The organism is Nocardioides ginsengisoli (assembly GCF_039537225.1).
Taxonomy (GTDB): domain Bacteria; phylum Actinomycetota; class Actinomycetes; order Propionibacteriales; family Nocardioidaceae; genus Nocardioides; species Nocardioides ginsengisoli.
Window position 1 is genome coordinate 16,438 of the sequence record NZ_BAABAC010000023.1, and the last position, 14,364, is coordinate 30,801.

General features: G+C 72.5%; 14 protein-coding genes. 6 read left to right on the forward strand and 8 right to left on the reverse strand.

What is annotated here, in order from left to right; all coding sequences use genetic code 11:
• Window positions 1–28 precede the first annotated feature (28 nt).
• The 3 genes from AB4880_RS11590 to AB4880_RS11600 form a co-directional block, all read right to left on the reverse strand.
• Window positions 29–316, reverse strand: a complete 288-nt coding sequence (locus tag AB4880_RS11590; RefSeq protein ID WP_367919393.1) for a hypothetical protein — start codon at window positions 314–316, stop codon at window positions 29–31.
• A 94-nt stretch (window positions 317–410) separates the two neighbouring features.
• Complete coding sequence (locus AB4880_RS11595) at window positions 411–1,118, reverse strand: hypothetical protein (RefSeq protein ID WP_367919394.1); 708 nt, start codon at window positions 1,116–1,118, stop codon at window positions 411–413.
• Window positions 1,115–1,735, reverse strand: coding sequence for a DUF2510 domain-containing protein (locus tag AB4880_RS11600; RefSeq protein ID WP_367919395.1), 621 nt, complete (start codon window positions 1,733–1,735; stop codon window positions 1,115–1,117). The genes AB4880_RS11595 and AB4880_RS11600 overlap by 4 nt, the downstream gene beginning before the upstream one ends.
• A 103-nt stretch (window positions 1,736–1,838) precedes the next feature.
• Here AB4880_RS11600 and AB4880_RS11605 point away from each other — a divergent pair, with 103 nt between their 5' ends.
• Genes AB4880_RS11605 through AB4880_RS11615 form a run of 3 tightly spaced genes read left to right on the forward strand, consistent with a single transcriptional unit; the run spans window position 1,839 to window position 3,480 of the window.
• Complete coding sequence (locus AB4880_RS11605) at window positions 1,839–2,543, forward strand: GntR family transcriptional regulator (protein ID WP_367919396.1); 705 nt, start codon at window positions 1,839–1,841, stop codon at window positions 2,541–2,543.
• Window positions 2,544–2,555: 12 nt separating this feature from the next.
• Window positions 2,556–2,948 carry a phage holin family protein gene (locus tag AB4880_RS11610; RefSeq protein ID WP_367919397.1) on the forward strand — a complete coding sequence of 131 codons (393 nt, stop codon included), beginning with the start codon at window positions 2,556–2,558 and terminating at the stop codon, window positions 2,946–2,948.
• A 13-nt stretch (window positions 2,949–2,961) separates the two neighbouring features.
• Window positions 2,962–3,480, forward strand: coding sequence for a low molecular weight protein-tyrosine-phosphatase (locus tag AB4880_RS11615; protein WP_367919398.1), 519 nt, complete (start codon window positions 2,962–2,964; stop codon window positions 3,478–3,480).
• On the opposite strand, the gene AB4880_RS11620 is transcribed toward AB4880_RS11615, so the two are convergent.
• The 4 genes from AB4880_RS11620 to AB4880_RS11635 all read right to left on the reverse strand — a co-directional run bounded on the left by AB4880_RS11620 (window position 3,461) and on the right by AB4880_RS11635 (window position 8,058).
• Window positions 3,461–4,969, reverse strand: coding sequence for an aldehyde dehydrogenase family protein (locus AB4880_RS11620; protein ID WP_367919399.1), 1,509 nt, complete (start codon window positions 4,967–4,969; stop codon window positions 3,461–3,463). The genes AB4880_RS11615 and AB4880_RS11620 overlap by 20 nt on opposite strands.
• A gap of 106 nt (window positions 4,970–5,075) precedes the next feature.
• A complete protein-coding gene (locus AB4880_RS11625) occupies window positions 5,076–5,882 on the reverse strand; it encodes a vWA domain-containing protein (protein ID WP_367919400.1) in 807 nt (268 codons plus the stop codon).
• A gap of 149 nt (window positions 5,883–6,031) precedes the next feature.
• Window positions 6,032–6,946, reverse strand: coding sequence for an AAA family ATPase (locus AB4880_RS11630; RefSeq protein WP_367919401.1), 915 nt, complete (start codon window positions 6,944–6,946; stop codon window positions 6,032–6,034).
• On the reverse strand, window positions 6,946–8,058 hold the full coding sequence (locus tag AB4880_RS11635; RefSeq protein WP_367919402.1) for an NDMA-dependent alcohol dehydrogenase: 1,113 nt from the start codon (window positions 8,056–8,058) through the stop codon (window positions 6,946–6,948). The genes AB4880_RS11630 and AB4880_RS11635 overlap by 1 nt, the downstream gene beginning before the upstream one ends.
• Window positions 8,059–8,204: 146 nt before the next feature.
• Between AB4880_RS11635 and AB4880_RS11640 the strand changes: the two genes are divergently transcribed.
• Window positions 8,205–9,815, forward strand: coding sequence for a sigma-54-dependent Fis family transcriptional regulator (locus tag AB4880_RS11640; RefSeq protein ID WP_367919403.1), 1,611 nt, complete (start codon window positions 8,205–8,207; stop codon window positions 9,813–9,815).
• A 131-nt stretch (window positions 9,816–9,946) separates the two neighbouring features.
• Here the strand turns inward: AB4880_RS11640 and AB4880_RS11645 are convergent, their stop codons facing one another.
• A complete protein-coding gene (locus AB4880_RS11645; protein ID WP_367919404.1) occupies window positions 9,947–10,450 on the reverse strand; it encodes a MarR family winged helix-turn-helix transcriptional regulator in 504 nt (167 codons plus the stop codon).
• Window positions 10,451–10,601: 151 nt separating this feature from the next.
• Between AB4880_RS11645 and icmF the strand changes: the two genes are divergently transcribed.
• A complete protein-coding gene (gene icmF / locus AB4880_RS11650; protein WP_367919405.1) occupies window positions 10,602–13,796 on the forward strand; it encodes a fused isobutyryl-CoA mutase/GTPase IcmF in 3,195 nt (1,064 codons plus the stop codon).
• Between the two features lie 194 nt (window positions 13,797–13,990).
• Window positions 13,991–14,353, forward strand: coding sequence for a YciI family protein (locus AB4880_RS11655; RefSeq protein ID WP_367919669.1), 363 nt, complete (start codon window positions 13,991–13,993; stop codon window positions 14,351–14,353).
• Window positions 14,354–14,364 lie beyond the last annotated feature (11 nt).

Below are 14,364 nucleotides of genomic sequence, written 5' to 3' on the forward strand. Positions count from 1 at the left end.
CGGACAGGAATGCCGGGTGAGACCGGGATCAGTTGGTGGCGGTGATGATCGCGACGACCACCACGAAGCCGATCAGCACGATCGCGGTGATCAGGCCCATGGTGAAGCCGATGGTGCGCTTGGCCGACGGCGGCGGGGGCGGCAGCGCGGGCCCGTAGCCGCCCTGCGGCGGGAACTGCTGCTGGTACTGCTGCGGGTACTGCTGCGGGTACTGCTGCTGGTACTGGGGGTGCTGCTGCGGGGCCGGCGCGCCGCCGAGGTACGGCGGAGGCTGCGGCGGGAGACCCTGCGGAGCACCGTACGGCGGCTGCGTCATGCGCTCAGCCTAAGACGTTTCGGCCACCCAGTCTGCCGGTTCGCGACGGTCCGACCTGGTCCGACCTGGTCGGCCGGCCCGTCAGTCGGCCTCGTCAGTCGGCCGCGTCGACGCGCCAGCGGCCGTCGACCCGGATCAGCGTGATCACCGAGCTGGACTTGTCGCCGAACGCCTCGATCTGGACCGGCACCGTCGCCTTCGTCCCGGTGATCGTGGCCTTGCCGACGTCGTAGCGCACCTGCTCGTCGTAGCCGCTGGGGATCTCGTCGTCGGTGCAGCGGCCCTCCGACGTCAGGTACTTGTCGGTGACCAGGTCCTCGGCGGTCGCGCAGTCGCCGTCGAAGACGGAGTCGAGGAGCGCCTGGACGACGGCGCCCGGCTCGTCCGGGACCGCGTTCGCGGTGCTGGTGCCGCCGGGCTTCGCGGGCGAGGTCGGCGAGGTCGGCGAGGCGTCCGTGGTCTCGGTCGTGACCTCGGTGGTGGCTTCGGTGGTGACGGTCGGCGTGGGCGACGCCGTGCCGCCGTCGCCGTCGCGGTCGGCACCGTCGCCGTCGGCGGTGAGCGCGAGGACCAGCCCGACGACGATCCCGACCAGCGCCAGGACGCCGATCACCGCGAGCGCGATCCACAGTCCGTTGCCCTTGCGGGGCGGCTGCGGCGGCGGGAAGCCCGGGCGCGGGGACGACGGAGGCGGCGGGAACCCGGGCGGCGGGAAGCCCGGCGGCGGGGACGAGGGCGGCGGGGACGAGGGCGGCGCGGACGAGGGCGGCGGGGACGAGGGCGGCGGGGGCAGGTCGCTCACTGCGGCTTCACCTGCTTCATGTACTCCTTGAACCACTCCTCCCAGCCCGACGCGTCGGTCGGGAAGTCCGACGGCAGCAGGTCGCTGGGGAAGGCGGTCGGGATCCCGGTCGGCAGGTTCGGGATGTCGGGCAGCCCGGTCGGCAGCCCGGTCGGCAGCTCGGTCGGGAAGCCGGACGGGAAGTCCGACGGGTCGATCGTGGGCAGGTCCAGCGAGGGCCGGTGCTCCGGGCCCTTCGTCGTGGGCCCGGCGGTGGTGGCCTGCTCGGAGGTGGTGTCGGGCTTGTCGTCGCTGCTCTTGCTCAACAGGACGACGCCGCCCACGGCCGCGATCGCCACGACCACCAGGACGCCGCCGACGGCCAGCGCGACCCGCAGCCCCTTGCCGCCGCCCACGGCGAGCGAGGGCGCGAGCGGGGTCGGGGGCGGCAGGGTCGGCAGCACCGCCGTCCGCTCCGGCTCCGGCACGGTCACCGTCTCCGGCTCGGGCGCGGGCTCGGGCGCGGTCTCCGGCTCGGGGTCGCGCACGTGGTCGGTCCAGTCGTTGCCGTCGTACCAGCGCTGGTGGCCGTCGTCGTCGGGATACCAGCCGGGCTGGCGGGGCGTCGGTCCGGGCACCCGGGTCTCCTGCGGGGGGTCGAGGGTCGGCGGTGGGACACACCGTATCCCGCGACACGTGCGCACGACCGTGGATCCTCCGCACCGACGGCACAATGGGCGCATGCCCGCAACGTCTGCAGCATCGAAGGGCCGGTTCGCGACCCTCGGCGCGGAGCACGCGTCGACGGTCTCGCGGGTCGCGGCCGAGCTGCGCCGTGCGGTCTTCGAGGGCGAGCTGGAGAGCGGTACGCCGTTGCGCGAGCTCGCGCTGGCCGAGTCGCTCGGCGTCTCCCGGCCCACGGTCCGCGAGGCGCTCAACGCGCTGGTCGCCGAGGGCCTCGCCGTCCGCGAGCCGCATCGCGGGGTGGCGGTGGCGACGCCGCGGGCCGAGTCGGTGCGCGACGTGTGCCGGGCGCGCTGGGTGCTCGAGGGCGCCGGCGTCCAGGCCTGGGCAAGCGCCGACGAGGCACGGCGGGCACGGGTCCGCGAGACGCTCGACGCCTACACCGGCGCGGTGCGCGGCGGGCGGGCGTCGTACGAGGAGCTCAACGAGCGCCACCTCGCCTTCCATGTCTCGCTCGTCGAGCTGACCGGAAGCCCGCGGCTGGTACAGATGGCCGAGACGCTGATGGACGAGCTCAAGCTGGCGCTCGCGCAGGTCGACCGGATCCGGCGCAACGCCCACGACGAGGCGGAGTCCCACGAGGGGCTGGTGACGCTGCTCGAGGCCGACCGGATCGACGGACCCGACGGCGCCGCCGCCTTCCTGCGTCGCCACATCGACGACGCCGAGGTCGAGATCATCGACGCCTTGGGACTCGAATGAGAGGGTGAGGCCATGCTGGCCTTCCTGTCCCGCTGGGCGATCACTTCGGCGGCTCTCGCCGTCGCCGCCCAGCTCATCGACGGCATCTGGTTCAAGGGCGCGACCGAGGGTCGGGCGGAGTTCGACGACAAGATCCTCCCCCTGCTGCTGGTCGCGCTGATCTCGTGCGCGGTCACCGCCTGGGTGAAGCCGCTGCTGACCGTGCTCTCGATCCCGTTCATCCTGGTGACGCTGGGCATCTTCCTGATCGTGCTCAACGCGCTGCTGCTGATCTTCACCGCGTGGCTGGCCGGCGTGGTCGGTATCGGCTTCCACGTCGACGGCTTCTGGGCGGCCTTCTGGGGCTCGATCATCATCAGCGTCACGACCTGGTTCCTCGACGCGATCCTCGGCGTCGACGACTGACGGCCCTGGACCGATGACGCTGCCCCCGCTTCCCGCGCCCCGGACGCCGGGCCGCTACCGGATCGCGGTCGTCTGCCTCGGCAACATCTGCCGCTCGCCGATGGCCGACGTCGTCCTCGCCGCCCGCGTCGCCGACGCCGGACTCGACGACGTGGTCGAGGTGATCAGCGCCGGCACCGGCGACTGGCACGCAGGCGAGCCGATGGACCGGCGCGCGGCCGCGCTCCTCACCGCCGAGGGCTACGACGCGAGCCGGCACCGCGCCCAGCAGGTCCGGGCCGCGTGGCTCGACGAGTACGACCTGGTGCTCGCGATGGACCACGACAACCTCGACGACCTGCGCGCGCTCGGCGAGGCGGATCCCGCACGGCTGCGGCTGTTCCGCGACTTCGACCCCGACGACCAGGGCGAGGTCCCCGACCCCTACTACGGCGGCGACGCCGGCTTCCGTAACGTCCTCGACATGGTCGAGCGGACGTCGTCCGCGCTCACCGGCGCCGTCGCCGAGGTCGTCACGTCAGGAGCGCGTTGACCGACTTCTGCTCGGTGTAGGCGTCGATCGCCGACGCGCCGAGCTCGCGGCCCCACCCGGACTGCTTGAAGCCGCCGAACGGCAGGGCCGCGTCGAAGGCGTTGTGGCAGTTGATCCACACCGTGCCGGCCTTGATCTGGCGTGCGGTGCGGTGCGCCTTGCCGACGTCGCGGGTCCACACCGACGCCGCCAGCCCGTACGGCGTGTCGTTGGCCGCCGCGGCCACGCCCCGCTCCGCGCTGAACGGCGTGGCGACGACGACCGGCCCGAAGATCTCCTCGCGGTAGACACTGAACGAGGCGTCGACGTCGACCAGGACGGTCGGCTCGACGTAATAGCCCTCGTCGCCGTGCCGGCGGCCGCCGGTCAGCGCGCGGGCGCCGTCGCGCAGGCCCTGGTCGACGTAGCCGAGCACGCGCTCGAGCTGGGTCTGCGACACCAGCGGGCCGACCTGGGTGGCCGGGTCGAGGCCGGGGCCGATCTTGCTGGCGGCGGCGACCTCGGCGACGCCCTGCGTGAACTCGTCGAAGATCCGGTCCTCGACGAGCAGCCGGGTGCCGCTGGTGCAGGTCTGGCCCTGGTTGAAGAGGAAGCCCGACGCGGTGCCGGGGATGGCGAGGTCGAGGTCGGCGTCGGCGTAGACCACCTGCGGGCTCTTGCCACCGAGCTCGAGGCTGACCTTCTTCAGGTTCCCCTTGGCGGCGTCGACGATGAGCTTGCCGACCTCGGTCGAGCCGGTGAACGCGATCTTGTCGACGTCGTCGTGGGCGGCCAGCGCGGCGCCCGCGTCGCCGTAGCCGGTGACGACATTGAAGACGCCGTCCGGCAGGCCGCACTCGGCCATGATCTCGGCGAGGCGGAGCGCGGTGAGGGGCGTGTCCTCGGCCGGCTTGAGGACGACGGTGTTGCCGCAGGTGAGCGCGACGGGGACCTTGAAGGCGGCCATCAGCAGCGGGAAGTTCCACGGCACGATCGCGCCGCAGACGCCCACCGGCTCGCGCAGGGTGTAGGCGTGCCACTGCGTGCCGGGCGCCCACGGCACCGACACGGGGATGGTGCGTCCCTCGATCTTGGTGGCCCAGCCGGCGTAGTACTGGAAGAGCTCGGCGACCCAGGTGATGTCGACGGCCTGCGCGACGCCGGCGGACTTGCCGTTGTCGAGCGACTCGAGCTGGGCGAGCTCCTCGGCGTGGTCGTAGATCGCCTCGCCGATCCGGTAGAGCAGGCGCTGGCGCTGGGCCGGCGTCCACAGCGCCCACTCGCCCTCGAAGGCGGCGCGGGCGGCGCGGACCGCGCGGTCGACGTCCTCGGCCTGGCCGTGAGCGACCTGGGTGAGCACCTGGCCGGTGGCCGGGTCGCGGGTCTCGAACGTGCGGCCGGACGCGGCATCGACCCACGAGCCGCCGATGAACAGGCCCTTGGGGCGGGCGAGCCAGTCGCGTACCTGCGGGAGCACGGTGTGGTCGGTGGGGGTGAGCAGGTCGGTCATGTGGTCCTCCGGGTTGGGTGTCAGGTGGTGGGCCGAGCGTCGTGGCCCGCAGCAGCCGGGGGTGTTCAGCTTCTGGACAATCGGCCGGTCAGCCGGGGCGGGGCGGTCAGGGTGCGAGCAGCCGGTCGAGGACGACGGGCAGCTCGGCGAGGACGTCGAGCGACGCGACCCGCGCGCCCGCCGCACGCGCGAAGTGCCGCGCCTCCTCGTCGTCGGACGCGGGCGCGATGACGAGCAGCTCGTCGAGTCCGCTCGCGGCGGGCAACGGGTCGATGTCGTCGGTGACCCGGCAGTCGGACAGCAGGACGGTGATCCGGCGCCGCGCCCGCGCTCCCGCGAGCTGGTCGCGGGCCGCGCGCAGGGCGGCGTCGAGCGAGGTCATGCCGTGGCCGCGCAGGCCCAGCACCCGCTCGACGGCACGGCGAGCAGGGGTCGCCGTACCGAGCCCGACCACCGCCTCGGCCCGGCGGTCGAAGGCGACGACCGCGAGCTCTCCCCCGGACTCGGCCGCCCGCAGCGCGCAGGCCGCGGCCGCCATCGCGGCGGTCGCGAGACGCCGGCCGTCCATCGATCCGGACCTGTCGACGAGCAGGCAGAGCGCGGTCGACGGCCGCTCCCAGACCGACGAGGTGAGCTCGTCGAGCGCGGGCGCCCGGCCTTCGGCGCGGGCCGCCGAGACCGCCTCCAGCGAGGCGTCGAGGTCGAGGTCGCCGCCGCGGTCGGCCCGCGCGGGACGCAGCCGACCGGCGCCGATCCGACCCGCCGGCCCGCTGCGCGCCCGCTCCAGGACCAGCCGCGGCACGAGCGCCTGCACCCGGGCCCGCAGCGCCGGGTCGGTGGCCCGGCTCATCAGCGCGAGCAGCGGGAGGACGTCGTCCGGTTCCTCGGCGACAGCCGCCTCGACCGCCTGCACGTCGAGCTCGCCGACCTCCGGCGAGAGCTCCCCGAAGCGGGGATGGCGGGACAGCTCGGCGCGCCCGTGGGTCCGGTCCGGGCGGCCGCGCCGCGAGGTCGGCGGCGGCGCGGGTGGTGGGGTGGCGCCCGCCCCGAGCTGGGGCGGGCTCAGGCTTCCCCCGACCGCTGCTCCTCCCGCTCCTCGGAGCCGTCCGAGCCGTCGGCGGCGTCGGCGGGGTCGGTGCCGAAGTGCGCGACGTACAGCTCGGCGATGATCTCCTCCGGCCGCCGCGTCGACGACTCGTCGACACGGACCCGCCCGCTGAGCGCGACCAGGGCGGCGTCCAGGCCGGCCCGCCAGTCGTCCTCGGCGACCCCGCGGGCGCGGGCGAGCTGGTGGTTGATGCCGGCCAGGTCGATCGTGCCGCGCACCGACGAGCCCACCCGGAGCTCGGGATGCTCGCGGGTGGCCCGGACCAGCGCGACCGCCCGGTCCCGCCACGCCTCCGACGGCGCCGGAGCCCGCTGCGCGACGATCTGCGCCTCCGCCTCGGCGGACTGGTAGCCCATCGCGATCCGGCAGGTCCTGTCGTAGACCGCCGACGAGACGCGGGCGGTGCCGACGGCGTCGTACGGGTTCATGGCGGCGACGACCGCGAAGCCGGGCGCCGCGCGGACCAGCCCGAGCCGGGCCACGACGATCTCCCGCTCGGACATCACGGCGAGCAGGGTGTTGAGCGTCTCCTCGGGCACCCGGTTGAGCTCCTCGACGTACAGCAGGCCGCCCTCGCGCATGGCCGTGAGCAGCGGTCCGTCGACGAAGACGTCGGGCTGGTAGCCGCGGCTGAGCACGAGGGCCGGGTCGAAGTGGCCGACGAGCCGCGCCGGGGTGAGCTCGGCGTTGCCCTCGACGAGGGCGAACGAGCCGTCCCGGGCGGCTGCGACCCGGCGCAGCAGGGTGGTCTTGCCGGTGCCGGGAGGCCCCTCGAGGACGACGTGGGCGCCGCTGGCCAGCGCCGCCTCGAGGAGCTCGGTCTCCCGCGCACGGTCGACCACCGCCAGCGCGGCGAGCACTGCCGTCATCAGTGCTCGTGGACGACGACGCCCCGGACGTTCTTGCCGTTGAGGAGGTCGTCGTACCCCTCGTTGACCTCGTCGAGGGTGTACGTGCGGGTGATGATCTCGTCGAGCTTGAGGTCGCCGGACTGGTAGAGGCCGAGGATCCGCGGGATGTCGACGGTCGGGTTGCAGTCGCCGAAGAGGCTGCCGCGCAGCTCCTTGCGGTAGAGCGTGAGCACCGAGCCGGGCAGCTGGATGTTGGTCTCCTCCAGCTTGTTGAGCCCGGTGAGCACCACCTTGCCGCCCTTGCCGACCGCGTTGAAGCCGTCGGCGACGATCTCGGAGGTCATCAGGCCCGGGGTGAGGATCGCGGAGTCGGCCATCTGGCCGCGGGTCAGGTTGGTGATCGTCTCCATGGCCAGCTCGGCCGACTCGAACGCGTGGGTGGCGCCGAGCTCCATCCCCTTCTCGCGCTTGTTGGCGAGCGGGTCGATGGCGATGACGTTCTTCGCGCCGGCGAGCGCGGCGCCCTGGACGGCGTTGATGCCGATGCCGCCGATGCCCATGATCACGACGGTCTCGCCGGCCTTCACCTCGGCCGTGTTGACCGCCGCACCCCAGCCGGTGGGCACGCCGCAGCCGACCAGGACCGCCTTCTCGAGCGGGAGGTCGTCGTCGACCTTGACGCAGGAGTTCTGGTGGATGACGCCGTACTGGCTGAAGGTGCCGAGCATGCACATCGCGCCGTACTCGCCCGCGGGGCCGGTGATCGGGAAGCGCTCGCCGGGCAGGTAGCCGTCGAGGATGGTGGCGCCCATGTCGCAGATCGACTGCTGGCCGTTGGCGCAGTAGCGACAGGTGCCGCAGTTGGGGATGAACGAGCAGACGACGTGGTCGCCGACCTTGACCCGCGTGACGCCCGGGCCGACCTCCTCGATGACGCCCGCGCCCTCGTGGCCGAGGACCATCGGCAGCCGGGCCTCCAGGTCGCCGTGGGCGATGTGGACGTCGGAGTGGCACAGGCCGGCGTGCGTGTAACGGATCAGCACCTCGCCCTCACGCGGCTTGTCGAGGGTCAGCTCCTCGATCACGATCGGCTTGCCGGTCTCGTAGACGACTGCGGCCTTGGTCTTCATGGGCTCTCCTGGGGGAACGTCGAATGTGACGCCCGACACGCTCGCAAGACCGGCCCCGGCCGAGTGTTCAGAAACTGGACAACCCGACGCCAACCCTCCTCCGCATACTGTGACCGCGGCCACAGGAGCGACCCAGGAGGCACTGCGTGACCACGGAGACCGATGCCTTGCGCGACCCGATCGCACTGTCGTGGCGGCGGGCCGAGCTGGCCGGGCTGAGCCCGAGCTCGGCGCTCGACCACCTGACGTACGCCGACGTCGACCTCTCCGGGCCGCTCCAGGCCGCCGCCTCCCCCGTGCTCGACGAGCTCAACGAGCAGCTCGAGGGCACCATGTTCTGCACCCTGCTCGTCGACCGCGACGGCCGGATCGCGCAGCGCTGGTGCGGCGACGACGGCTCCCGCCGCGCCTTCGACAACCTCGGCGTCGACGTCGGCGCGTCGCTGCTCGAGGAGGCGGTCGGCACCAACGCCCTGGGCACGGTCCTGGAGACGCGCACCAGCATCACGGTCAACGGCCGCGAGCACTTCGCCGTACCGCTGCGGCGGTTCAGCTGCTACGGCCACCCGATCTTCCACCCGACCACCCGCCGGATCGAGGGCGTCCTCGACATCACCGCGCTGATGGAGGAGGCCAGCCCGCTCCTCCCCCCACTGGTCGCGCGCGCGGTCGCCGACATCGAGCAGCGTCTGCTCGACGGTAGCCGGGTCTCCGACAAGCAGCTGCTCGCCGCCTTCCAGGCCGCCGGCACCCGCCGGCGCGCGGTCGTCGCGATCGGCCAGGACCTGCTCATGTCCAACCAGGCGGCCGCCGACCTGCTCGGCTCGACGGACGTCGCGCTGCTGCGGATGCTCGCCTCCGACGTCCGCGGCGAGGCCACCATCGACCTGACCCTGGAGTCCGGCCTGGCCGTCCGGGTCGACGCCGCGCGCGTCGGCGGCACCCGCGGCGGCGCACTGCTCCACGTCGAGCCGCTGCGCGAGCCCCGCGCCCGGCGTCCGGTCCTCGACCGGCCGCTGGAGCACGCGCCGGTCCTCGTCTCCGGCCCGCCGGGCTCGGGCCGCTCGACCACCGCCCGCCGACTCGCCGACACCCAGCCGGTGACCGTGCTCAGCGCGGCGGCCGCACTGCTCGACGGCTCCGCGGCCTGGGCCCGCGACTTCGGCGCCCTCGTCCGCGCGGGCCAGGGCACGGTCTGCGTCGACGGCATCGACCTGCTCCCCGACGACCTGGTCGACCTCGTCGCCTCCCACCTCGCCGAGCAGCGCGCGCCCCGGCTGGTGCTCGTCTGCGGACCGCTCGAGGGCCTGACCGGGCGGGCCGCCGCGCTCGCCGGCGAGTGCACCGAGCGCCGCCTGCTCACTCCCCTGGCCAGCCGGCCCCACGAGATCCCCGAGCTGGTCCGCGCCATGCTCGCCGACCTCGGCGCCGACTCCTCACTGCACTTCACGCCGGGCGCCCTCGGCGCGCTCTCCTCCCAGCCCTGGCCCGGGAACCTGCGCGAGCTGCGCGCCGTCGTCGAGCACGTCGTACGGCGACAGCGGACCGGCGCCGTCATCGTCGACGAGCTCCCCGAGGCCTACCGCACCCAGGAGCCGAGCCGCCGGCTGGCGCCCATCGACCGCGCCGAGCGGACGGTCATCGTCGAGGCGCTGCGCGAGCACGACGGCAACAAGGTCAAGGCCGCCCAGGCGCTCGGCATCTCCCGCACCACGCTGTACGCGAAGATGCGGGCGTTGCGGATCACGGTCTACTGAGCGGCGGCTGGGGGCCGACGCCGACGGCGCTTGTAACTCGGTGTTCGGGGAACTATCACGGGGTCCTGACCACGTCATGAGCCCGTGGCAGTTCCCCGAACACCGAGTTACAAGGCCGGTCGGCCAGCCACCTACTCCGGAAAGTCGCCCGACGCCTGCCGCAGCTGCCGCAGCAGGTCGTAGGCGTCGGCGCGCTGCCCCTCGTCGAGCCCGGTGATCGCGAAGTCGATCGCGGTGACCGCAGTCGTGGCCTTCTGCACGGTCTCGCGGCCCTCGGCGGTCAGCCGGGCGAGGGTACGGCGCCGGTCGGCCTCGTCGGGAACCCGCTCGACGTACCCCTGCGCCTCGAGCCGGTCGATCGCGCTGGTCACCGACGTCGGGTGGACCATCAGCCGCTCGCCGATCTTGCTCAGCGGCAGCGAGCCGTGCTGGCTGAACAGCAGCAGGACCAGCACCTCGTAGCGGGAGAAGGTCAGGCCGAACGGCTTCAGCGCGGCGTCGAGGGCGGCGATCATCAGCTGCTGCACGCGCATCACCGAGGTCGCCAGGCGCATCGCGGAGGCGTCGCCGAAGTGCTGCTCCCACAGGTCGCCCGCGCGGTCGATCGGGTCGAACGGGAGGCGGGGCGCAGGCATGGGGGTGACCTTAGCCCGGATCCGCCGAGGGGCGGCGCAGCAGCCGCGGTGTAGTGCGGGTCACACCAGGAGGGCCCCTCCGTCGTCTTCAGGATTTTCCTAGGACGTCCTACTATTGGAAGTCCGAGGACTTTGGAGGGATGCCACCAACATGGCCGAGAGCAACACGCCGAAGCACACCGCGAAGCTGCACCACCCCAAGCACCCGGTCCGCCTGGTGACCGCGTCCAGCCTGTTCGACGGCCACGACGCGTCGATCAACATCATGCGGCGGATCTTCCAGAGCCAGGGCTGCGAGGTCATCCACCTCGGCCACAACCGCTCGGTCGCCGAGGTCGTCGACGCCGCGATCGAGGAGGACGCCCAGGGCATCGCCGTGTCGTCCTACCAGGGCGGCCACGTGGAGTACTTCGAGTACCTCGTCCAGCTGCTGCGCGAGCGCGGCGCCGGCCACATCCAGGTCGTAGGCGGCGGCGGTGGCGTGATCGTGCCCGACGAGATCAGCCGGCTGCGCGAGTCCGGCGTCACCATCTTCTCCCCCGAGGACGGCCAGCGCCTCGGCCTGCCCGGGATGATCAACACCGTCGTCGAGGCCTGCGACACCGACCTGTGGGAGGTCCGGCAGGTCACCGCGGCCGAGGTCGTCGCCGGCAACCGGGCCGACGTCGCGCGCGCCATCACCGGCGCCGAGACCGGCCGGCTCGACGCGCAGCTGCTCGACGAGCTGCGCGCGGCGGCCGCCGAGCGCGTCGTACCGGTCCTCGGTATCACGGGCACCGGCGGCTCCGGCAAGTCCAGCCTCACCGACGAGCTCGTACGACGCCTGCGCACCGACCAGCTCGACGGCGTGCGGGTCGCCGTGGTCGCGGTCGACCCGACCCGGCGCAAGGGCGGCGGCGCGCTGCTCGGCGACCGGATCCGGATGAACAGCCTCGACCTGGGCGCCACCACCGGCGGCCAGTGGGACCGCGACCGGGTCTACTTCCGCAGCCTCGCGACCCGCGGCTCGCACGAGGTGCCCGACCACCTCGCCGACGTGCTCACCGTGCTCAAGGCGGCCGGCTTCGACCTGATCGTCGTCGAGACCCCCGGCATCGGCCAGGGCGACGCGGCCATCGTGCCGTTCTGCGACGTCTCCCTCTACGTGATGACGCCCGAGTTCGGCGCCGCGTCGCAGCTGGAGAAGATCGACATGCTCGACTTCGCCGACGCGGTCGCGATCAACAAGTTCGAGCGCCGCGGCGCCGCCGACGCGATGCGCGACGTGGGCCGCCAGCTGGTCCGCAACCGCGAGGCGTTCGGCTCCGGCCCCGACGCGATGCCGGTCTACGGCACGTCCGCCGCCACCTTCGACGACGACGGCGTCACGGCGCTCTACCAGCACCTGCGCGGCCTGCTCGCCGCCAAGGGCCTCCCCGTCGGCGAGGGCCGGCTGGCGCCGGTCGACACCAAGCGGTCGACCCGGATCCAGCAGGTGCTGCCGCCCGACCGGGTCCGCTACCTGTCCGAGATCTCCGCGACGCTGCGCGACTACCACCAGGAGACCGAGGCACTGGTCGGCAAGGCCCGCCGCGCGCAGCGGTTCGCCGACGTCGCGGCCGAGGTCGCCGTACCGGAGGTCGCCGAGCTCGCCGCCCAGGCCGAGCGCGACCTGCCGCGCGAGCTGGTCGAGCAGATCGACGCCTGGCCGGCGACGGCCGAGGCCTACCGCAAGGACACCGAGGACAACGGCCGCACCTCCCTGGCCGGCAGCCGGATCCCGCGGGTCGCCGTACCGGACTACGAGGACCATGGCGAGCTGGTCCGCTACTGGCGCCGCGAGAACCTGCCGGGCAAGTACCCCTTCACCGCCGGCGTCTTTCCGTTCAAGCGCGCCGACGAGGACCCCGCCCGCATGTTCGCCGGCGAGGGCGACCCGTTCCGCACCAACAAGCGGTTCAAGCTGCTCTCCGAGCACCACGACGCGACCCGCCTCTCGACGGCATTCGACTCGGTCACCCTCTACGGCCGCGACCCCGACGAGCGCCCCGACGTCTACGGCAAGATCGGTACGTCCGGCGTCTCCGTCGCCACGCTCGACGACATGAAGGCGCTGTACGACGGCTTCGACCTGCTGTCGCCCACGACGTCCGTCTCGATGACGATCAACGGCCCGGCCCCGACGGTGCTCGCGTTCTTCCTCAACACCGCGATGGACCAGGCGCGCGAGCGCGGCATCGACCCGTACGAGGCGATCAAGTCGGTGCGCGGCACGGTGCAGGCCGACATCCTCAAGGAGGACCAGGGCCAGAACACCTGTCTGTTCTCCACGGAGTTCTCGCTGCGCTGCATGGCCGACATCCAGGAGTGGTTCATCCAGCAGCAGGTACGCAACTTCTACTCGGTGTCGATCTCCGGCTATCACATCGCCGAGGCCGGCGCGAACCCGATCAGCCAGCTCGCCTTCACCCTCGCCAACGGCTTCACGTACGTCGAGTCGTACCTCGCCCGCGGCATGGACATCGACGACTTCGCGCCCAACCTGTCGTTCTTCTTCTCCAACGGCATGGACCCGGAGTACTCCGTCATCGGCCGCGTCGCCCGCCGGATCTGGGCGGTCGCGATGAAGGAGCGCTACGGCGCCAACGAGCGCTCGCAGAAGCTGAAGTACCACGTGCAGACGTCCGGCCGGTCGCTGCACGCGCAGGAGATGGACTTCAACGACATCCGCACCACGCTCCAGGCCCTGATCGCGATCTACGACAACGCCAACTCGCTGCACACCAACGCCTACGACGAGGCCGTCACCACGCCCACCGACGACTCGGTGCGCAGGGCGCTGGCGATCCAGCTGATCATCAACCGCGAGTGGGGCCTGGCGATGAACGAGAACCCGCTCCAGGGCTCGTACGTCATCGACCAGCTCACCGACCTGGTCGAGGAGGCGGTCCTGCTCGAGTTCGACCGGATCTCCGAGCGCGGCGGCGTCCTCGGCGCCATGGAGACCGGCTACCAGCGCGGCCGGATCCAGGACGAGTCGATGCTCTACGAGCACCGCAAGCACGACGGCACGCTCCCGATCATCGGCGTCAACACCTTCCGCAAGCCGGGCGGCGACGAGACCCCGCAGACGCTCGAGCTGGCCCGGGCGACGTCGACCGAGAAGGAGTCGCAGCTCGCGCGGGTCCGCGCCTACCAGGCGGCCCACGCCGACGAGGCGCAGGCCGCTCTCGCCCGGCTCAAGGCGGCGGCCACGAGCGGCGAGAACGTGTTCGCCGTCCTCATGGACGCCGCGCGGGTCTGCACGCTGGGCCAGGTCACCGAGGCCTTCTTCGAGGTCGGCGGCCAGTACCGCCGCAACGTCTGAGCCCTCCGATCCGCCCGCTCCGCGGGGAGTCGTGTGCCTGAGAACCCGGTCAGCCGGGGTCTCAGGCACACGACTCGAAGTCTTTTTCGGGGACCATGTCGAAGAACGTGTCGGTCGTTCGACGTAGGTTCGGAACCACTCACCTACGAGAAGAAGGACTGATCAAGATGCCGCGTTTCATGGGTTTCGTGCGAATGGAAGACGGCCAGGGCCAGCCGCCGCAGGCGCTGTTCGACGCGATGAACGTCTACATCGGCGAGGAGGCCCAGAAGGGCCACTTCCTCGACGGCGGCGGGCTGTTCGGACTCGAGGACGCCGTGAACTTCGTGGTCCGCAAGGGCGAGGTCACCCGCGTCGACGGGCCGTACGCCGAGGCCCGTGAGGCCGTCGGCGGCTGGGCGCTGCTGCAGTACGACACGCTCGAGGAGGCGATCGCCAACCAGCAGGACTTCGCCGACCTGCACGCCAAGTACTGGCCCGAGTGCTCGATGGTCGCGACCCTGCGGCAGATCCCGGACGACATGCCGGAGTCGGCCGAGGCCGCTGCGGGCGCCTGACCCGCGCCGCT